The 19,425-nt window shown below is 46.3% G+C and carries 21 protein-coding genes, 2 pseudogenes and 1 riboswitch; of the genes and pseudogenes, 10 read left to right on the plus strand and 13 right to left on the minus strand.

The annotated features are described in order from the left end of the window. Positions 1-28 precede the first annotated feature (28 nt). Positions 29-155, plus strand: a riboswitch (SAM-I-IV-variant riboswitch). A 58-nt stretch (positions 156-213) separates the two neighbouring features. The 9 genes from P0078_RS06425 to P0078_RS06465 all read left to right on the plus strand — a co-directional run bounded on the left by P0078_RS06425 (position 214) and on the right by P0078_RS06465 (position 7,935). Next, positions 214-429, plus strand: coding sequence for a hypothetical protein (locus P0078_RS06425; RefSeq protein ID WP_108732493.1), 216 nt, complete (start codon positions 214-216; stop codon positions 427-429). A 78-nt stretch (positions 430-507) separates the two neighbouring features. Then, a complete protein-coding gene (locus P0078_RS06430; protein WP_282933632.1) occupies positions 508-1,707 on the plus strand; it encodes a glycine C-acetyltransferase in 1,200 nt (399 codons plus the stop codon). Positions 1,708-1,792: 85 nt separating this feature from the next. Beyond that, entirely contained in the window at positions 1,793-2,818 is a 1,026-nt protein-coding gene (tdh, locus tag P0078_RS06435) for an L-threonine 3-dehydrogenase (RefSeq protein ID WP_282933633.1), read from the plus strand. A 617-nt stretch (positions 2,819-3,435) separates the two neighbouring features. Continuing rightward, positions 3,436-3,792: a hypothetical protein gene (locus P0078_RS06440; RefSeq protein ID WP_282933634.1), complete on the plus strand. Its 357-nt coding sequence runs from the start codon at positions 3,436-3,438 to the stop codon at positions 3,790-3,792. Positions 3,793-3,884: 92 nt separating this feature from the next. Next, complete coding sequence (locus tag P0078_RS06445) at positions 3,885-4,223, plus strand: hypothetical protein (RefSeq protein WP_282933635.1); 339 nt, start codon at positions 3,885-3,887, stop codon at positions 4,221-4,223. A 208-nt stretch (positions 4,224-4,431) separates the two neighbouring features. Further along, entirely contained in the window at positions 4,432-4,749 is a 318-nt protein-coding gene (locus P0078_RS06450; protein ID WP_282933636.1) for a hypothetical protein, read from the plus strand. Between the two features lie 78 nt (positions 4,750-4,827). Then, on the plus strand, positions 4,828-5,019 hold the full coding sequence (locus P0078_RS06455; RefSeq protein ID WP_282933637.1) for a hypothetical protein: 192 nt from the start codon (positions 4,828-4,830) through the stop codon (positions 5,017-5,019). 318 nt (positions 5,020-5,337) lie between these two features. Further along, the gene (locus tag P0078_RS06460) at positions 5,338-6,414 is read left to right on the plus strand and encodes a helix-turn-helix domain-containing protein (protein ID WP_282933638.1); all 1,077 of its coding nucleotides are present in this window, start codon (positions 5,338-5,340) and stop codon (positions 6,412-6,414) included. 90 nt (positions 6,415-6,504) lie between these two features. Next, positions 6,505-7,935 (plus strand): amidohydrolase family protein, encoded by a 1,431-nt coding sequence (locus P0078_RS06465; protein ID WP_282933639.1) that lies wholly within the window; start codon positions 6,505-6,507, stop codon positions 7,933-7,935. A 611-nt stretch (positions 7,936-8,546) separates the two neighbouring features. Here P0078_RS06465 and P0078_RS24765 read toward each other — a convergent pair. Together P0078_RS24765 and P0078_RS06475 are read right to left on the minus strand one after the other, a co-directional pair. Further along, positions 8,547-8,873, minus strand: coding sequence for a group II intron maturase-specific domain-containing protein (locus P0078_RS24765; RefSeq protein ID WP_282934561.1), 327 nt, complete (start codon positions 8,871-8,873; stop codon positions 8,547-8,549). 120 nt (positions 8,874-8,993) lie between these two features. After that, positions 8,994-9,637, minus strand: a pseudogene (locus tag P0078_RS06475) (reverse transcriptase domain-containing protein); the annotation flags it as partial. 924 nt (positions 9,638-10,561) lie between these two features. On the opposite strand from P0078_RS06475, the gene csrA reads away from it, so the two are divergent. Continuing rightward, entirely contained in the window at positions 10,562-10,726 is a 165-nt protein-coding gene (gene csrA, locus P0078_RS06480) for a carbon storage regulator CsrA (RefSeq protein WP_282933640.1), read from the plus strand. A 166-nt stretch (positions 10,727-10,892) separates the two neighbouring features. Here the strand turns inward: csrA and P0078_RS06485 are convergent, their stop codons facing one another. The 11 genes and pseudogenes from P0078_RS06485 to P0078_RS06535 form a co-directional block, all read right to left on the minus strand. Then, the gene (locus P0078_RS06485) at positions 10,893-11,459 is read right to left on the minus strand and encodes a dienelactone hydrolase family protein (RefSeq protein ID WP_282933641.1); all 567 of its coding nucleotides are present in this window, start codon (positions 11,457-11,459) and stop codon (positions 10,893-10,895) included. Between the two features lie 58 nt (positions 11,460-11,517). Beyond that, positions 11,518-11,967: an N-acetyltransferase gene (locus P0078_RS06490; protein ID WP_282933642.1), complete on the minus strand. Its 450-nt coding sequence runs from the start codon at positions 11,965-11,967 to the stop codon at positions 11,518-11,520. A 234-nt stretch (positions 11,968-12,201) separates the two neighbouring features. Then, positions 12,202-12,822, minus strand: a pseudogene (locus P0078_RS06495) (TrmH family RNA methyltransferase). Positions 12,823-12,832: 10 nt separating this feature from the next. Then, positions 12,833-13,270 carry a hypothetical protein gene (locus P0078_RS06500; RefSeq protein WP_282933643.1) on the minus strand — a complete coding sequence of 146 codons (438 nt, stop codon included), beginning with the start codon at positions 13,268-13,270 and terminating at the stop codon, positions 12,833-12,835. Positions 13,271-13,368: 98 nt separating this feature from the next. After that, positions 13,369-13,911, minus strand: coding sequence for a hypothetical protein (locus P0078_RS06505; RefSeq protein WP_282933644.1), 543 nt, complete (start codon positions 13,909-13,911; stop codon positions 13,369-13,371). Between the two features lie 148 nt (positions 13,912-14,059). Then, entirely contained in the window at positions 14,060-14,494 is a 435-nt protein-coding gene (locus P0078_RS06510; protein WP_282933645.1) for a hypothetical protein, read from the minus strand. 77 nt (positions 14,495-14,571) lie between these two features. Next, the gene (locus P0078_RS06515; RefSeq protein ID WP_282933646.1) at positions 14,572-14,916 is read right to left on the minus strand and encodes a hypothetical protein; all 345 of its coding nucleotides are present in this window, start codon (positions 14,914-14,916) and stop codon (positions 14,572-14,574) included. Between the two features lie 304 nt (positions 14,917-15,220). Continuing rightward, positions 15,221-16,111, minus strand: coding sequence for a hypothetical protein (locus tag P0078_RS06520; protein WP_282933647.1), 891 nt, complete (start codon positions 16,109-16,111; stop codon positions 15,221-15,223). Between the two features lie 151 nt (positions 16,112-16,262). Next, a complete protein-coding gene (lysS, locus tag P0078_RS06525; protein ID WP_282933648.1) occupies positions 16,263-17,747 on the minus strand; it encodes a lysine--tRNA ligase in 1,485 nt (494 codons plus the stop codon). Between the two features lie 72 nt (positions 17,748-17,819). Next, positions 17,820-18,915 (minus strand): peptide chain release factor 2 gene (gene prfB, locus P0078_RS06530; RefSeq protein WP_282933649.1). Its coding sequence is split into 2 segments (ribosomal slippage): positions 17,820-18,842 and positions 18,844-18,915, totalling 1,095 coding nucleotides; the frame shifts between segments, so codons are not numbered across the junction. A gap of 102 nt (positions 18,916-19,017) precedes the next feature. Beyond that, the gene (locus P0078_RS06535) at positions 19,018-19,410 is read right to left on the minus strand and encodes a MerR family transcriptional regulator (protein ID WP_282933650.1); all 393 of its coding nucleotides are present in this window, start codon (positions 19,408-19,410) and stop codon (positions 19,018-19,020) included. Between the last annotated feature and the right edge of the window lie 15 nt (positions 19,411-19,425).

The raw sequence follows: 19,425 nt of genomic DNA on the forward strand, positions 1-19,425 counted from the left end.
ACTGCTAATCCCCTCCCCGTTATCTTTGCTCGCACATCACGAGAGTGGCTGACGCCAACGCCAACCTGCCGACCGGGGCAAGGTGGTTCTCTCTCTGCGGCACACAAGGCCTGCGGGGAGGATGGGGCTCTACCAGAGCAAACCAACCGGATTAGCGAACATCACTTCGCCGCTTCCACGTCAGTCCTCCATAGTTTTACCATTGGAGGGACCATGTCCGAATCACCGTTTTCCAGTAAAGACATTATCGAAATTCAAATTGCCAGCCAAAGAAGCCACACGGCAGTACGCGCGGTGAGAAGAGGTGATCGTCAGTTGTTGTGGCAACTACTGTTCGACACTGCCGAAGAGGCATTAAAATTTGCCACCAGTTGCCGCGCCAGTGAGCACCCTATTTCGGCCCATGAGGCCTGCGAACTGGCGGGATAAAGTAGAACCAACAGGCGCCGCGAGCTCGCGCCCGTTACCCTGTGCCAAGAGCACCCGACAGGAGCTAAAAACAATACCATGTCAAAGCCAGAACAATTCTTTGAGCACCTGCGCAGCGAACTCAAACAGATCGATGCAGACGGCCTGTACAAACGCGAGCGGATCATTACCTCCCAGCAGGCCGCTGAGATCCAGGTGAACAACGACACCCAGGTACTGAATTTTTGTGCGAACAATTACCTGGGCCTGGCCAACCACCCGGACTTGATTGAAGCGGCTAAAGAGGGGCTCGAACAGTACGGCTTCGGCATGGCATCGGTGCGTTTTATCTGCGGCACCCAGGACATTCACAAAGCGCTGGAATCGCGCCTGTCTGAATTCCTGGAAACCGAAGACACCATTCTTTACACCTCTTGCTTCGACGCCAATGGCGGCCTGTTTGAAACGCTGCTGGGCCCGGAAGATGCCATCATCTCCGACTCCCTCAACCACGCCTCCATCATCGACGGCGTGCGCCTGTGTAAAGCCAAGCGCTACCGCTACGCCAACAACGATATGGCGGAACTGGAGAAGCAGCTACAGGCCGCAGACGCCGCTGGCGCCAAGACCAAACTGATCGCCACTGATGGCGTTTTCTCTATGGACGGAGTTATCGCCAACCTCAAAGCCGTGTGCGACTTGGCCGACCAATACAATGCCCTGGTAATGGTGGACGACTCCCACGCAGTGGGCTTCCTCGGTGACCACGGCCGTGGCACCCATGAATACTGCGATGTGATTGACCGCGTCGATATTATTACCGGCACCCTGGGCAAGGCCCTGGGCGGCGCTTCCGGCGGCTTTACTTCTGGCCGCAAGGAAATTATCGATATGCTGCGCCAGCGTTCGCGCCCCTATCTGTTCTCCAACTCTGTAGCCCCGGCGATCGTCACCGCCTCTCTGAAAGTGTTGGATATGCTGACTGAAGGCGGCGAGCTGCGTGAACAGCTGCGCGACAACTCCGCATACTTCCGCAAGCGTATGTCCGAAGCCGGCTTTACCCTGGCTGGTGCCGACCACCCGATCATCCCGGTGATGATTGGCGATGCTGCCCTGGCGCAGAAAATGGCTGACAAGATGCTGGAGCGCGGTATCTACGTAGTGGGCTTCTTCTATCCGGTAGTGCCCAAGGGCCAGGCCCGCATCCGCACCCAGATGTCCGCCGCCCACACCCGCGAGCAGCTCGACCAGTGTATCGATGCCTTCATTGAAGTTGGCCGCGAACTGAATATTATCTAAACCAAACAGCGGTGCTGATACGGTAATTCTCACAAGGAATTCACCGGAGCGGCACCGCGCCCTGCCATTTGTAGTTTTAAAAACAATGAAAGCACTATCCAAGCTGAAATCTGAAGTGGGAATCTGGCTTACCGATGTGGAAACCCCCACACCAGGCCACAACGACCTGCTGATCAAGATTCACAAAACCGCGATTTGCGGTACCGACATGCATATCTACAACTGGGATGAATGGTCTCAAAAGACTATTCCTGTCCCTATGGTGGTTGGTCACGAATATGTGGGTGAAGTTGTCGGTATGGGACAGGAAGTTGCAGGTTTCCAGGTGGGCGACCGTGTTTCCGGTGAAGGCCATATTACCTGCGGCCACTGCCGCAACTGTCGCGCCGGCCGCCGCCACTTGTGCCGCAACACTTACGGTGTCGGTGTCGACCGCCCCGGAGCTTTTGCAGAGTATCTGGTAATCCCCGCGCTCAATGCCTTCAAGATCCCGGATAATATTTCTGACGATCTCGCCTCTATTTTCGATCCCCTCGGTAATGCGGTACACACGGCCCTGTCTTTCGACCTGGTAGGCGAAGATGTACTGATTACCGGCGCCGGCCCTATCGGTATTATGGCTGCAGCAGTCGCCAAACATGTTGGCGCACGCCATGTAGTTATCACCGATATCAATGAATACCGCCTGGACCTGGCACGCAAGATGGGCGCTACCCGCGCCGTAAACGTTGCCAAGGAAAACCTCAGCGATGTGATGAACGAGCTGGGAATGAGCGAAGGCTTTGATGTTGGCCTGGAGATGTCCGGCGTACCCGTCGCCTTCCGCGATATGATCGCCGCGATGAATCACGGGGGCAAAATTGCCATGCTCGGTATCCCCGCAGGTGAAATGGCGATCGACTGGGGGCAGGTTATTTTTAAAGGCCTGATGATCAAAGGTATTTACGGCCGTGAGATGTTTGAGACCTGGTATAAAATGGCCAGCCTGATTCAATCCGGCCTGGATTTAACCCCAATTATTACTCACCAGTTTTCGATCGATGACTTCCAACAAGGCTTCGATACCATGGGATCTGGTGAATCCGGTAAGGTTATCCTGAACTGGAAATAAGTCCCAATGGCTGCAGGTTTCCTGCAGCCATTCCTACCTACTTTTCAGCAATAATTTCGTACCCCTCCCATTTCTAGCACCCAGTATCCGCATACACTTCAAGCTAGACCGGTAATAAAAAGACTTCCAAAACTTCAATTATCTCAGGAAATTATATCTTTTGATTTAAAATAGAGACTCGTAAAATCACCTTAAGCTAATTTTTTCCATTATGAAATTTTCAAAAATAAGTTATATTATCTTCCCAATACGATAGAAAAATTTACATATGGATCTCATTCAATCAGCATCTGGAATAATCAGCCTAAGAATCCCCACCCTTATTTAAGGTAATCGAAGCACTCAATATTTCAGCTCTTTTCTACCAAACCATAAGCACTGCCCCGAACAGCCTGAGGCTAAATCATAGCCACAGCAACCGTTACCTCCCACCTCAACAATTCTCTCTAAATTAGCATACGGAAAATATATTTACCTACTCCTGAAAAGCATGAGATAGTAGCCACAGTGCTCACCTTGATATTTGCACAATCGTTCCAAGATATTGGAGTGTTATAGCTTTCTAATTGTGTTGATTTCGGGCAGCAACCATAATACTAACCAGGTAAATATTAAGTATGTTAAGAATTGAAGCTTTTAAACTGATAAGCTTAGCGGCAGTACTGTCAGTATTTTCTATGCCTCTACAAGCATATGAATATGTTGAGAAAATGAATATAACAAATGTGGGGGTCAGCAATACTTCAAATACATTTGTCGTGTATGTTGACCGAGAAGTTCCGGGTTCTGTTTGCTCTGAGACAAAGAGATTCAAGTTTTCCCTTGATGATGAAGATGCCACAGACATTGTAGTAACACTGGCTACTAGTGCATTCATCGCCAATAAACCAGTACAATTTCAGTATGATGTTGGGGAATCAAACTGCCTATCAAAGGGGCAATCAGCGGGTTTTGTTAAGCTGTTTCACGACTAAAGCAACCGTACAAAATATTACAGCCAACCACTAAAGCTGAGCTTCTAAGCACAACCTTACACCAACTAACATCAAAGGGAATAAAAGTAACAATGAAAAAAATATTCAACAAAAAAATTCTAGCCATTAGTGCACTAGTAGCATCCAACGCAGCTCAAGCCGCACTACCAAATACCGAGCAGACAATCACCATGATTGATATCCATAGCGATTATGCAATTATTTGGCTATCTACAGATCTATCAAGCCCGCCACCATCTTCATGCGCAGAGTACAAAGCTGTATCCTGTAATATTGGTGAGGAATTCTGTAGCCTCATGACCAGTGTGGCCCTATCTGCCAAGGCTATGAATAAGCAGGTTGAATTTGCATTTGATAATTCATGCAATGATGTGTTTGGTAACGCTTCCAGATTCAGGATGATGGATTAAAATATTTGATGTCTTTTTAGCGAAACAAAGGCACTTTCAGCAAAATCTTCATTTTAGATTTTCTGCAGGTGCCTTTGATATCATCTTTTGAGTAAAGACATACGTAACCTCCCATAAAATAAAGATTTAACGAATTTTATTCGACATATTAAAAAGCAAAAAACAACCTAACTTTACCCACTATTGCTATATTAACAAACCCTAAAAAATGAAAGATTGGACACTCATTAACAGCGACAAATTTGGACCCATATCAAAAATTGTGGCAGTTTTTCAAGTTGGGCCACCACTTAAGGATTTAGCCATCCCTTGCATAAAAATAAAAATTCTTGAAAATAAGAGCGGAAAATTTATTGGCACCCCAAACATTGCGGTAATGGGTCAAGATGACCATCCCCAATGGATCAGCGGCTTCGGAGAAACGCCGGAGGCAGCATTAATAGATACTCTCGAAGAATTTTATAACACAGCCAAAAAAGTTAGCGAAGAGGATTTTGTCTATAGTAAAAGTGATGATTTTCTTTAATCCGGCCAAATAATGAACCGTCAAAATCACCTTTTGATTGAACTTCCCTGCCTCAACGTTATGTGTAATTAGATACCAATGGATAAGCAAGAAAAGCTATTAATTGAAATTAGAGATGAACTTAAAAATTTGAATGTACAAATAAAATGGGTTATAGAAAAAGCAAAAAATGCTGAAGAAAACGACAGAGGAAACGAGGCACACATCCAAACTATCGTCAACCCTACAAGAAAGGGAAGACAGTGGGACATTTTGGGGGAGCCCTTATAATTTTAGGCTTGACTGCTTATGCTTTACTTTCCAAATGAAATATAACCACCTAATTAAGTCCATATTCAAAGGCCTTAAAGCCGACTAACCCTCCGACCCTGATTATTGAAGGGCTTATACAATTACGAAAAACCAGTAAATAAAGATATAGCAGTCACCCAGTATTATGAAATATGAAAACTGCAATATATTGAGAAACTTTTGGCTATAAAATATGTGCCACCGACACCTCACAATATAGCTCAACAGGAAGCTTCGAACGATGTTCCCACTTAAGAAATTCTGTTTATCGATTTATAGCTTATAATTTGAGCGAACATGGTAAGTTACTCCGCATCTAATTTTTTACAGATAGCCTTTATCACCCTATCGACTCTAGGTATTGCATTACTTTGGGCGCAAAACCGCTTTACAGCAATCCGATACTTATTAGGCGCCACTGCATTATTGATGGTATTTAATTTTGTAGAAGAAACGAAAGTGGTTAATCTTGGCTATTTAATCACGCCTTCGTTCTCATTATTGATGGGCCCATTATTTTTTGCTGTGGTTGCACAATTAATATCCACCAATTATCAACAACAGCGTAAACACTGGGTGCACTTAGTACCAGCAGCAATCAGTTTATTATTTAATCACTGGCCCCAGTGGGTTTTAGCGGCCGGTACTTTAAGTCAGATTGTTTATTTCTCATTAAGTATAAAAGCGCTTATTCGATATCAACATATCTTGCCCCAAAACCGCTCCGATGCTAACAAATTGAGAGCTGATTGGGTTAAGCGTATCCTATGGGTTCTGGTTGGCGTTGCACTGGTGGATGCAGTGCGGCATAACTTGCAACCTTACTTACCCATTCCTCTTTTGCTCAGATGGTACCTTGTTATGCAACTGAGCTATTTTTTGATTGTTGCTTTGCTTGTAATTCGCGCGGTTAGGGAACCGCAGCTATTTGCGGGTTTAACCGATGGTGAACAAGCGCTGGGCTTATCCGTAATAGAGGGTTGTGACAAGGGAAAGTGCAAAGCTGACGAAACGACTCAGGCGGATACGCTTTTCGAGGAGCTTAACAAACAGGTTCATAGTCAACAGCTCTATCGCCTACCAAGGCTATCCCTCCGGGACTTGGCACAACATACAGGGCTTGGAGAGAAAGATATTTCCTGGGCCATCAATCAGGGCTATGGCGGTAACTTTAATGACTATGTTAATGCCCAACGTTTGGCAGATGTAGTTTCGCAACTTGATTCAGTAAAAGAGAGTGATTCGGACAAAAAAGTTCGTCTCCTCGATATTGCACTTGAAGCGGGCTTTAACTCTAAATCCAGCTTCAACAGCCTGTTTAAGCGCCACCTTGGGATGACTCCTAGTCAGTATTTAGCAGCAAAACCTCAATAATGGTTACTTTGGACGTGCAAAATCTGGATTTCGGACGCTAGAAGCTGATAATTTTGGCATTTTGGCCTCTTTGATTCAAAAGAGGTCATTATGAGGTTTTCTTCCTATTTTGCTCGTTCATGGAAAGCAGCGGTAGCTATTTTAGTGTTCATTAGCGTTGCTGCGCTCGGATCTTGGGGATGTGCATGGTACTTCCCTCCCTCTTCCTACGGGTTAGCTGAACAGAATGCTCGCATTGTAGTTACCGATATCACAGTCATCGACACCCAGCATAATACAGCCGCAAGTAACCAAAACCTCGTCATTCAAGATGGAAGAATTACCCAAATAACTAGCGATGTAATACTTGAGATTGAAGGCGAGCTGAGGATTAATGGCCTGGGTAAATATGTGATGCCAGGCTTAATCGATATGCACAGCCATGTATGGGGTCGGTCCGATCTACTAGCTATGCTTGCGCACGGCGTCACTCGCACAAGAGTTATGGCTGGCAATTCCCCTCAGCGTATCCTTAAAAAATGGATCGATACTGGGAATATAGCCGGCCCTCATATTGTGTTATCCGGTGCACCTGTTAATCAACATTCCCACTATGCCAGTGGCCGACACCACAAGTTTATTGGTAGTAAAGAAGAGGCTCGCCAGCTGGTTCGCCAGCAATATCAGCAGGGGTACCAACAAGTTAAAGTTTATGACGGCTTATCCCGTGAGGTTTTCTTCGCTATAGCTGATGAGGCGCAAAAGCTCGGCATGCCTTTAGCTGGCCACCCGCCTTTTGGTATTACTCTCAATGAATACTTATCGGCTAAACCGCAGTCATTAGAGCATGTGGAAATGATCTTTCAGGCACATTTGAACTACGATTATCAGCAGGAGAGCTTCGATGAAATTGTGCAGCAACTATTAGATAGCAACGTACCAGTTAGCCCTACATTAATCGTATATGACAACGTAGCACAGGTCGCGCAGCATGGGCCAGACTACTGGCACAGCGTAGCTGATGATCTCGAGCTCAATCACCCCGCGATAAAAGCAATGGGTGAGCAGAAGGTTAATGGGATACATAGCGCTAAAGCGCAACAGGATTGGCAGGGTAAATCCAACATTTTCGGAGATATGGCCAAGCAGCTAAACCAAGCCGGTGTTGAGATACTGATAGCATCAGACGGAGGAACCTTCTATACGCCCAACGGCTTGGGCACTATTCAAGAAATGCAACGATTAGTGGAGGTGGGGATTCCTGTTAAAGATGTATTGCGAGCAGCAACCCATCATCCAGCAAAAGCATTGGGCATTAACGATAAGGTGGGCTCAGTTTCCACAGGCTTTAATGCCGAACTATTATTGCTCGAAGACGATCCACGAGAAAACTTGAACACACTCACCAAGCCCCTAGGGGTAATTTTGGATCAGAGCTACTACGATAGACATAGCCTTAGTGAAATGAAAGAGCTAGCCAAAAGCACAGGATCGAAAAGTAAATTCTATTTTTGGTGGATTGTGGATAATTATATTTATTAGCAACGATACCAATTAAATAAACTAAGAATGTAACCCACAAAAGAGAAAGACCAGCCGAATTAGAAGGATATTACTTGTAAATGGGTAGAGTCTCCCCACAAAGTTAAGGTGTCCAAACCTACCAATAACTTCACTCAGAACTATCTAATTCGGCTAGTAAGCCATACAAACCTCGAACCCGAAGTTTAAAAATAGATTCTTCAACCTGAGGCTTACTACCAGTGATTCAATGAGTTCGAAGTGAAAATTTACAAAATATAGGCACAAAAATGATCTTATTGGATTTTATTAAGTTTGTTTTAATATCAAAGCTACGTAAAATCGATGGATATGTATCGGCATATAAAGTTTACATGAATGAGTCTCTATGAGGTTCAAGTAAGCTACAAGAGAGACCTAAGAAGTCTGAAAAAGACTCATCTACTTAAAGGAGAACGCTAGAGCAATATAAGAATAAGTAAAAGGCGCTGACCCAAGGTGCTACCAACACCAGGGGCCAGCTAACCAAATTGATACAGACACTATCAAAAGTCGAGTAGACCAAAGGAACTTCCCCTTCAGCCTCTCACAGAACCGTACGTGAACCTCTCAATTCATACGGCTCTTCGTATTCAGCACATTTTCAATCTTCCCATTCTCCAGTGTGCAAACAAGCCACGCATTTGTTGACGAACCTTTCCAATAAAGACCCAACTCTTGAAACAGCTTCGCTTCAGATGCTTAAACTTCTTCCTGGCCCAACGCATCAGCGTTTGGTCAAGATACTTCTGAAGTCGATAAACACCATATTTCCGCCCAAAGTGACCGTAGTAGTTCAGCCATCCTTGTATTGCTGGATTAAGTGCTTGTGCCATCTCCGACAGTGATCGATCCACCCAGTTAATCACACGCCATTGCCTAACCTTATCCTTGATCCTCTTGAAAGCTTTTGGGCTCATTGATGGACCAAAGGCAGTGAAGGTTTGTCCATGGCGATTCTTTGCTTTCCTGGGACCAAATCGATAACCCAGAAAGTCAAAATGGATCACAGGGTGGTTGTCTTTGCGGTTGCTGTTCTTGCAATAAACCTTGCGGGTTTTCTCTGGATGAGCTTCAAGCCCGCAGGTAGTCAGGCGTGCTTTTAGAGCCGCCAGTAAGCGATCCGCCTCTCGAGGATTACGACAATGGTAAACAGCATCATCCGCGTAACGCTCAAAAGGAATATCTCTGTGCGTTCTCACCATCCAGGCGTCCAGCGCGTAGTGCAAAAACAAGTTTGCCAGTAGCGGGCTGATTACCCCCCTTGTGGAGTACCTTGTGTTCGCTCTTCAAGCTGTCCGTCCCGATGTTGTACTGGAGCCGTTAACCAGCGCTGTACATAGAGTCTGACCCACCGATGATTATTATGTTTATCTAATGCCCTCAGCAGGAGTTCGTGATTAATATTGTCAAAGAAACCTTTGATATCTAAATCAACTACCCAGATTCTATCCCAGCATCGTTGTCGAGCTCGACGCACTGCGTCTATAGCAGATCTGCCTGGCCGATAGCCGTAGGAGTCGGGGTGAAATACCTTCTCCAATTCTGGCTCCAGCAGTTGCTTAGCCACCATTTGTGCAATGCGATCTTCGATTGTGGGGATACCCAGTGGTCGCAGGCTGCCATCGAGTTTCGGAATATCCACTCGTTTGACGGCTGATGGAAAATAGCTGCCAGATGACATCCGATTCCATAGCTTGTACAGGTTTTTGGCGAGATTCGATTCATATTGCTCTATCGTTATCTCATCAATCCCCGCTCCGCCGCCATTGGCCTTGATCTGCTTCCACGCTTCCCAAACCGCTCGCTTGGGAATATTGAATGGCTTTGCGCTAATCGTTAATTCCTCCCCATCTGGGTTGATTACACGGTTAGTCGCCGAATACGACAACCCCTTCGCTCCACGTCCATTACAGCCGCTTCTCCACTACTACGGGTTGTTCCGCCCCTGTGACCAGTCTTGGTACTCAACGTCTTGCAGGGCCTCTACTTGACGCTCTTCCTTAACACCTGGACGACAGGTTCTCCTGTTCCACCCAAAAGCCTGTTGTGTGTTCACGCCACCTCTATGCCGGATGCCACTCGGTCGGTAAACAGGTAACCTCCAAGCTTATCCCCGCACTTAGCCAGTGCACGGGTTTTGACATCATCTTGGTAATACGCTTTCGACACCTCATCAGTGGTTCATTTGCATTCGTCTCTACACAACATACCTGACGTATCTCGTACGCCTTTTCCTCAAGCGCTTCTAACCAAAGCTCTTTACTCCGATCACCTTGAGGGGGTTTGTTATCACTTCCTGCAAAGCGATAACGGAGGGCCGACCTCCATCTCCTGGATAGCACGTATTTTTTTTATTTATAAAAAAAAAAAAAAAAATACTCAGGACGCACTGGCTATATGCATCATACGCTAGATACCCGCTCGTCTTCAATAAAGTGGAGTACATTCAGTAGCTTGGGGTGTGTCCCCAAGCTCTGGGAGCGTTGCGCTCGCCTTTCCTTCTTCTATGCTTATCGTTCTCGTGCGCCCCCTCTTCTAGCTGCTTCTTTCAATACCTTCCCAAGAGAACGCCCTTTCTTGTAGCTTGTATCAGTAGGAAATAAATATGTTGATATTGAAACGCCGAATAGGTGAAAACCTACGAATCGGCACCAAAGTTTCGGTTAAGGTATTAGAGGTTAAAGGCAATCAAGTGAAGATGGGAATACATGCCCCAAAATCCGTACCCGTTCATCGAGAAGAAATATATAGGCGCATCCAAAAGGAATAGATGGTGAACTGCCGAAGCCGTTGAGAAGCAAGTGTTCGGTCTTCCCAGCGGCTTTCCAATTAGTTTATGACCTTTGGAAAGGCCTCGGTTAGCTAAATACTTGCACAAACTAACCAATAACAACTGTCTCTATGTGATATTTTTCAAACTCCAATACGAACTGCACTCAACTGAAACCTTTACAGATGGGGTCATTGAAGGGCGTATTACATACTATCTGCTTGTATTTAGCATAAGCTTCTGCATTATAATTTCTGGAATGGGGATTCATAAAGCCATGAAGGTAAGTGGAATGATGAACCTCCACTTGCTCTTTCTGCTTCAACGTCTGCATGACCTCTGATACAGAAAAGTGAGGCTCCATCGCCGGGAATATCAAGCGCGTAAGAAATATAGGATCAATTTTGACGTAATGGCGAACTTGTGAACTATAAAACAAAATTGCCCCTGAAACATTACTCAAAGCTTGATGATCAGATAATCTCCATATGGCCGATGCACCAATACTAAAACCTACTAAACTCACATAACCAAATGATGCGCTGATTCTCTCTGATAATTTTTCAACGTATTTATCGAGCCCAACCTTTGATGTAAAGTGTGAATACGCCTCAACTTCACAATCGAAACTCATCAATTCTGAATTATACGGATCAACTATCTCTACACTACCAGGAAGATCAGCTGCAAATCGCTCTAACGCTTTTGTACGACCAAAAATATCTGAAACCAAAATCCAAACCATAGTTTATTTTTTTCATATAACAAGAGAGAAACGATACACCGACCAGTTATAGTTTAATATATGCATATTTATCGAGCTCGATACAGTATGTCGTAAAACATCGACCCAACAGCTCGGTTTTATGTACTGTTTTGGATATTCTTTTCAAAGCTCTGTATTCTGGCCTACTGTCAAGCAAATGACACACTATTTCTTTATGCCCCAACTCCTTAGCCCAACCGATCATTGTTTTGAATACTGAGAGTCCAAAACCCCAAAACTGTTGAGATATGACAACAGCCATCTCAAAGCCGCTATCGTCAGGTTGAATACCACACCACCCAGCTAATACTCCACCGATGTAAATTAGTCGAACACGGCACCCAGGCAGGGAGTCTACTTCTAACTTAAACTTGATCCACTCATTAATACTCTGGACATCAAAGTATTCATGTTTAATTAAGTGCTCCCTAAGTGAATCCTCATTGAGTACAGCTAACAGCTTATCTCGCTTCACTTGGGTTAGCTCCTTAAACTCGATTCTACTCATATTAAAGTAATTTTGACCTTCTCGTTTTGGGGTGGCTTTAAAGACGAAATAGTTTTCGCCTGCTTTGTAAGTTACCCAAGAGTAATTGCGACCGAAAGGTAGGCGCCTATTCAATGGGGAAAATTTCTTTATTTATTTGAGAAAAGAATACAGCCGCAGTGCAAAAAAACACACAAATAGGACGTCAACTTCATCACTTTATTAGTCGCTACGGTTTGCTCTCTTGTACTTTTCCTGGTACTCGCGGCGCTGCTTAGTAACTTCATATAATACAATTCCAGAAGTTGTTCCGAGATTCAGGCTTTCAATCATTCCAAACATTGGAATAGATACGCAGAAAGCGCTATTTTCGACTGCAAGATCACTTATACCTCTAGATTCGTTACCAAACCAAACAGCCAGTTTTGGCTAAGTGTAATCAGCCTCATGCAATATAAAGTTGTCTTTTCCTTTTACATGGGGAGAGGTGACAATCGAGATAAATCTGTTTTTCGCCAAATGATCCAGGCATTCCTCGGTACTATCAAAACGCTTCACAAAACTCCACTTGATCGCAGAGACAGACGGTTTTGAGAGTGATTTCCTTTCTCTCATTTCCTGCCAGTCATCGGGTATTAGGTTACGTGGATCAACAATATACGTTTTTTCAACGCCCAACGCATTGACGTTTCTAATGACTGTTCCAATATTCTTAATATCCATTGGGCACTCGAGAACAGCTATCAGATTTTTACAGCGATAAGGCTTAATTTCATCGGCTCTTTTTCGAGCATCACTTTTATCAATTTCCATATTTTTGAAGATCCCAGGTAATTTATTCATCCCCAATACTTCAATTAGCCGATACCTTAGAGTTCGACTGAATTGACCTTTTAAGTGACACCCAAATTATAACTAACAAAAAGAGCAACCAAAGAATTAGCTGCCCAACAGGCAGCCAGTTACCGTGCTTTGCAGCTATGATTACACCTGAATCTATAGATACAAATGCCATAAGTAAAATGTAGAAACCACTATTTACCAGATAAAGTGGGAAAATAAACCGCCTAATTTTACGGACATATAAACTAATGATTGCAAAGAATGCACTGGCTATATAAGAACCAAGAGCGATCTTGATTAGTGTGGGATCATCACCACCAGATGAAAGTGGACGGAATAGTTCACCATCTTGCCTAACAGCCATAAACAGCTGATCTTGGGGTAGGAGAAATCCGAGCCCCGCCAATACAATGCTACAGAGAAGAATAAGATAGTCACGCATAGTCATTTAACATCTCGATAAAAAGTCAGAGCAGGCGATTCTTGTAGAAGCCCAGACATTTTGGGCCCTTTACTTAAATTGCATTACTATTTATTTTAATCGAATTAACCTCGAGAATTTAATACAGCCTCTTCTTTAATTCGAAATAATTCATCAAGGTATACGCCTTGCCGACAAATGGCTTCACCATTTCGATGCTTAAAAACTGGCCCTGGAAACTCCCTCTTAGCAAAAGTTTCATTGTACATGATAGTGCTGTATTCAATTACTGGGTAGAAATCGATATTTTCTAGCGGTTTGGGTTCTATTTCATATTCCTCATACTCAAAAGGAGTGCCACAATAAGCCCAGAGCCCTGATCTAGTCTTATCAACATCAAAGAATTGATATTTCTCATGGTATATCTCCCCATTATGCTCAGAAACAAAGAGAAGGACATATTTATATTTTGAGAATTTTGGTGTTCCGTAATGGTCATAAGCTTCAAACGATATCACATTTGAGGCATAGTCACCGTGTACTTTTTCAATAACTCTGTACTTTGCTTTGAAAGCTAGATCCATAAGAACAAAATCGCCATCAATACTGGGCTGGAACTCATAGAAGTCAATTTGCTCTCCAACAAATGAAAAAAATTGTACTTTCACTCTCAATTTTTGGAGTAGCACAAGCATTAAGTGAAGTCATCACTAGTAAAATAAATATATTTTTCAATCTACAATTCCTTTTATCAGAAAACATCCTGTGCACCCACGAAAAAGTGTAGCCACGACTCTTACATCGGGTATTTTTTTATTATGAGCTATCCACAGTCTCCCACTCTTCTAATATACTTGAGCACGGTGTTGCGACACCTGCCTCTAAAATGATATGCGCATTCGGAGTGAATTCGCCTGATCCACCCTTACCAACTTCATAGGTAAGGAAACCTTCTTTATATACGCACCAGCTCCAAAAGTAATGTTCTGCCCCATGAATCATCAACGATTCAATTCTCCAATCTTTAATTATGGGAAACTCAGCCTTGCCAGAGTAATCAGTCTTTATACTCATACGAGTACGCTCTTCACCGTACGGATAAGCTCCAGCAATTAAGGTGACAACAGCATCACTGACAGGGTTCCCAACCTCGTTGATTACCACCATCTCAGCCCTAGGCTGAATTGTTTTATTGATTGGATAGCAACCCGAAATTATAATAGCGAAAAGAATATAAATTATTATTTTCATACTAGATATCATAACGCCCACAGCTCATGTAGGTTTGTAGTGAATACTAAGACGAAACGGAAAAGCCATCGCTGCACCTACGTTTGTAATACACTATTGCCTTGTCGCTCAAAGTCATATTTTAGCCCCGGCGGCAAGGTGTAGTACCCGCTCCCATTAATTGAAACATACATTTTTTTGCCTGCAGCTTTTGGCTCCCAGCCTGAACTCAATGCAAATTCTACAGCCTCTCTTACAGACTTTGGTGACAGAGTAAAGTACCAACTACTAGCATCTATATACAATAGAGATTTGGTGTTTCTAGCAAGATGTACTCGAATATGAAATTCCTTGTATGGGCACAAAAAAAGATTCTCTTGATTAGCTACCCAGAAATAAATGCTATTTCCAATATGTAATTTTCGTTTGATTTTATTTGTCATGATTGTGCATTTTATTCATATGTTAGCCCTCAAACCACTATTATCTTGACTACTATTTCAAATGTAAATCAACTGCTCACATTTACCTTTCACTATCATTTCAATTAGATGTACATAAACGAGACCATCGAACCAAATAAAAAAGTATGATCAATATAACCACTATCAAATGTTGCAGATAGATAACCAACTCTTTGATTTTAAGATTATTACTCTAAAAATCTTAGCCTCTTCATAAATAACGGTCACTAAGAAGATCATTGAGCGGACCCACGCGCTTAAATCGAAAACTGAACTCGTTCAACTACCACCGCCAAGTCGCCGCAATATACGGCCCATGCTGAGTAATATCATAAGCAAAACGCCCGTCAGAAAGCCGATCGGAATAATCAATACTGTAATACTGATACCCAAAACGCAGTGAGGTGGTTTTCCAGGCGCGCCAGTCGAAACCGGCTAGTAGATTCCACTGTAAGTCATCACCCCCAGCGCCAAAGCCTCCCAGTTCCGTGCGTACAGCAATGGTTAGGCATTCAGTAATTCCGATAGCACCTCGCGCAGACAGTGTAGGTTCCCACCAACTCTGTTTGCCTCCAAGGCGATTCCTGAATTCGGGTCTGGGGCCTATATTAATTCCCGCTCGTGCTTTCACTTCCTGCTTTAATCGGTTCCAGCGCAAACCCGCTCCCACATCAACGAAGTACTTTCGCCCACTATTAGCCAGGTTCCCTTCTAAAATCCGGTAACCCGCCAGGGCATTTATCCAGCCCTGGCGAGCATCCACCTCTACATCAATATCTACATCGATATCCAGCTGTGGGTTTCGCGGCGGGGTTATGGTTGCTCCCTTATCCAATCTAAGGTGCACATAGTAGAGATCCGCAACTACCCCAAAGCGCCCTTTCCAGGCTTCCAGGCGCACAGAAAATGCAGCGTTGAGCAGTTCCAGGGTTTTGCTTAAATCCAGGTCTATATCGACACTGGTGTCAGCGACAGTGGAAGTCCCTTTAGTGCGAAGCGGGAGGAAAAGGTAGGGAGTGGCAAGGAAGCGCCAGTCATCGGGATCTTTGGAAGTTAGGCTGACAGCTGGTGCAGGCTCCGAACTTTGCGCAGCGGCGGTACAGGAGATAAAGCTACAGAGCGTTAGCGCCAATATTTGCCTTGCGCTTTTCTCTTTCGCCTGTCCCTGTTTCATAGCAGCAACCGCTCCAAATCATTCGAGGCTCCATAGAGCACCAATGAATAAGGATAGATAGAGCTGAGGGAAGTTTCAGAGTGAGGAAACCTGCGGCATAGGGGGAGGAAATACTGCCGGGCAGGTAAAACTACCCGGCAGTGAGAAGCGATTAGTCGTTCGCTTCAGGGCGCATATGCGGGAATAGGAGTACGTCGCGAATCGACGGAGAGTTGGTAAACAGCATTACCAGACGGTCGATACCGATGCCCTCACCAGCGGTGGGTGGCAGGCCGTATTCCAGCGCGCGGATATAGTCGGCGTCGTAATGCATGGCTTCATCATCACCGGCATCTTTCTCCGCAACCTGGGCTTTGAAGCGCTCGGCCTGATCTTCCGCGTCGTTCAACTCGGAGAAACCATTGGCTATCTCGCGGCCTCCAACGAAGAATTCAAAGCGGTCGGTGACAAACGGATTGTCATCGTTACGGCGAGCCAAGGGAGACACTTCGGTTGGGTACTCAGTGATAAAGGTCGGCTGGTCGAGACGGTGCTCTACAGTCTTCTCGAAGATCTCGATCTGTACCTTACCCAGGCCCCAGCTTTCTTTCAGCGGGATTTCCAGCTTCTCGGCTACCGCGCGGGCGGATTCGATATTGTCGATATCGGCCGCAGTGAGTTCCGGGTTGTAGTGCAGGATGGAGTCGAACACAGACAAACGCGCGAACGGCTTGGAGAAGTCGTAGCTGCTGTCCTGGTATTCCACAGTGGTGGAGCCCAGTACATCTTCACAGATACCGCGCAGCATCTTCTCGGTGAGATCCATCAGGTCGTTGTAGTCCGCGTACGCCTGGTAGAACTCAAGCATCGTGAATTCGGGGTTGTGGCGCGTGGACAGGCCCTCGTTGCGGAAGTTGCGGTTGATCTCGTAAACCCGCTCAAAACCACCCACAACCAGACGCTTCAGGTACAGCTCCGGGGCAATACGCAGGTACATATCGATATCCAGCGCATTGTGGTGGGTAACGAACGGACGCGCGCTGGCACCACCGGGAATAACTTGCAGCATGGGCGTTTCCACTTCCATAAACTGCTGGGCGTTGAGGAAGTCGCGGATGTACTCAATCACTTTGGAGCGCACGCGGAACACTTCGCGGGCTTCCGGCGTGGCGATCAGGTCCACGTAGCGCTGGCGATAACGCATTTCCTGATCGGCGATGCCGTGAAATTTTTCCGGCAGCGGGCGCAGCGCTTTGGTCAGCAGGCTGTACTCTTCACAGTTGACGTAGAGATCGCCCTTGCCGGATTTGTGCAGTGTGCCTTTTACGCCGACGATATCGCCGATATCCCAGGCACCGAAGCGCTCTTTAATATCTTTCTGTGCCGCTTTATCGGCGTAGAGCTGGATGCGGTCAGACACATCCTGGATCACCATAAAGGGTCCGCGTTTAGCCAGGATTCGCCCTGCTACGCACGCCCGTTTACCCAGTTCTTCCAGCTCCTCTTTCTGTTTATCGCCGAACTCAGCTTGCAGGTCGGCAGCGAGGTTCTCGCGGCGAAAACTGTTGGGGAAAGCATTGCCCTTCTCGCGCAGAGCGGAAAGCTTGGTGCGGCGCTCGGCGATCAGTTTGTTTTCGTCTTGCTGGATATCAGTCATGGTGATCTATCAGTTTTGTGATTGATATTGCCCCTCATCGACGAGGGGCGCGGTGAGAGTGGAGACTTTAAATCAGAGGCCGGCTTTGAGGCTGGCTTCGATAAATTGGTCCAGGTCTCCGTCCAGTACTGCCTGGCAGTTACTGGTCTGGACATTGGTGCGCAGGTCCTTGATACGCTGGTCGTCCAACACGTAGGAGCGGATCTGGCTGCCCCAACCGATGTCGGCCTTGCTGTCTTCCATGGCCTGTTTCTCTGCGTTGCGCTTGAGCATTTCCTGCTCGTACATTTTTGCACGCAGCATTTTCCAGGCTTTATCACGGTTTTGGTGCTGGGAGCGCTCACTCTGGCACTGCACCACAATATTGGTTTCCAAGTGGGTCAAACGCACCGCAGAGTCGGTTTTGTTCACGTGCTGACCACCGGCGCCGGACGCGCGGTAGGTATCTTCACGCACCTGGGATTTATCGATATCAATTTCAATATTGTCATCGATTTCCGGGGAGACAAATATCGAGCTGAAAGAGGTGTGACGGCGATTGCCGGAGTCAAACGGCGATTTGCGCACCAGGCGGTGTACCCCGGTCTCGGTACGCAACCAACCGAAGGCGTGGTCGCCTGCGAAGTGCACGGTGGCACTCTTAATACCGGCAACTTCACCCGCGGAAACCTCTTCCAGGGTGGTCTTGAAGCCGTGGGCTTCACCCCAGCGCAGATACATACGCAAAATCATTTCCGCCCAGTCCTGGGCCTCGGTGCCACCAGAGCCCGCTTGGATATCCAGGTAGGCATTGTTCTCATCATTTTCACCGGAGAACATACGGCGGAATTCCAAAACCCCTAACTGTTCCTGGAGGCCTTCAACCTCAGCAGAGACCTCCCCTACGGAGTCCTCATCATTTTCCTCAACCGCCATTTCCAGCAGCTCGCGGCAATCGGCGATGCCCGAATCGAGGTTTTCGATGGTATTAACCACCGTTTCCAGGGAAGAGCGCTCGCGCCCCAGATCCTGAGCGCGATTAGGATCGTCCCAAACGCTCGGCTCGGCCAGCTCCAGCTCTACTTCCGTAAGGCGTTCTTTCTTGCTGGCGTAGTCAAAGATACCCCCTAAGAACGTCAGTGCGCTCTTCAAGGTCTTTTAATTGATTTAGGAGGGGATTGATTTCCATGAACTTTGGTGTCCGGACAAAATAAAAAGCGGCGCGCATTCTACCGCAGCGCGCGGGGGTCCTTCCAGTCAGATAGGAGCTGATATGGCGGCAAATCCTCTACTAGGCGGTCTGTCCCGAGAGCTTTTCCAGAATTGCGCAGTCTGGGGACTCATTGCCGGCGCAGCTATCGGCAAAGGCCCGCAAGGTTGCGCGCATCCCCAGCAGGATCTGCAACTGCTCTTCGAGCTGCCCGAGCTTGTGATTGACCAGGTCTTTGGTCTCGCGGCTGTGGCGCTCCGGGTTATCCCGCAACCCCAGTAGCGCCCGGACCTCCTCAGTAGTAAAGCCGCAGGCCCGCGCGCGGCGCACGAAGCAGAGGGTTTCGACATCGGCAGTTGAGTAATCCCGATAGCCATTAGCGGAGCGGCCGGGCACCACCAGGCCAATATTTTCGTAGTGCCGCAGGGCCTTGGCACTGAGGCCCGAATTCTCTGCGGCCTGGGAAATGTTCACGATTACCCCACTTAA

Origin of the sequence: Microbulbifer sp. VAAF005 (assembly GCF_030012985.1) — a bacterium.
Taxonomy (GTDB): Bacteria; Pseudomonadota; Gammaproteobacteria; order Pseudomonadales; family Cellvibrionaceae; genus Microbulbifer.

Excerpts from the sequence above, each read along its gene's own strand:
- P0078_RS06425 (WP_108732493.1), top strand. The coding sequence starts at position 214 with ATGTCCGAATCACCGTTTTCCAGTAAAGACATTATCGAAATTCAAATT.
- P0078_RS06430 (WP_282933632.1), top strand. The coding sequence starts at position 508 with ATGTCAAAGCCAGAACAATTCTTTGAGCACCTGCGCAGCGAACTCAAA.
- tdh (WP_282933633.1), top strand. The coding sequence starts at position 1,793 with ATGAAAGCACTATCCAAGCTGAAATCTGAAGTGGGAATCTGGCTTACC.
- P0078_RS06440 (WP_282933634.1), top strand. The coding sequence starts at position 3,436 with ATGTTAAGAATTGAAGCTTTTAAACTGATAAGCTTAGCGGCAGTACTG.
- P0078_RS06445 (WP_282933635.1), top strand. The coding sequence starts at position 3,885 with ATGAAAAAAATATTCAACAAAAAAATTCTAGCCATTAGTGCACTAGTA.
- P0078_RS06450 (WP_282933636.1), top strand. The coding sequence starts at position 4,432 with ATGAAAGATTGGACACTCATTAACAGCGACAAATTTGGACCCATATCA.
- P0078_RS06455 (WP_282933637.1), top strand. The coding sequence starts at position 4,828 with ATGGATAAGCAAGAAAAGCTATTAATTGAAATTAGAGATGAACTTAAA.
- P0078_RS06460 (WP_282933638.1), top strand. The coding sequence starts at position 5,338 with ATGGTAAGTTACTCCGCATCTAATTTTTTACAGATAGCCTTTATCACC.
- P0078_RS06465 (WP_282933639.1), top strand. The coding sequence starts at position 6,505 with ATGAGGTTTTCTTCCTATTTTGCTCGTTCATGGAAAGCAGCGGTAGCT.
- P0078_RS24765 (WP_282934561.1), bottom strand. The coding sequence starts at position 8,873 with ATGAGCCCAAAAGCTTTCAAGAGGATCAAGGATAAGGTTAGGCAATGG.
- csrA (WP_282933640.1), top strand. The coding sequence starts at position 10,562 with ATGTTGATATTGAAACGCCGAATAGGTGAAAACCTACGAATCGGCACC.
- P0078_RS06500 (WP_282933643.1), bottom strand. The coding sequence starts at position 13,270 with ATGACTATGCGTGACTATCTTATTCTTCTCTGTAGCATTGTATTGGCG.
- P0078_RS06510 (WP_282933645.1), bottom strand. The coding sequence starts at position 14,494 with ATGAAAATAATAATTTATATTCTTTTCGCTATTATAATTTCGGGTTGC.
- P0078_RS06515 (WP_282933646.1), bottom strand. The coding sequence starts at position 14,916 with ATGACAAATAAAATCAAACGAAAATTACATATTGGAAATAGCATTTAT.
- P0078_RS06520 (WP_282933647.1), bottom strand. The coding sequence starts at position 16,111 with ATGAAACAGGGACAGGCGAAAGAGAAAAGCGCAAGGCAAATATTGGCG.
- lysS (WP_282933648.1), bottom strand. The coding sequence starts at position 17,747 with ATGACTGATATCCAGCAAGACGAAAACAAACTGATCGCCGAGCGCCGC.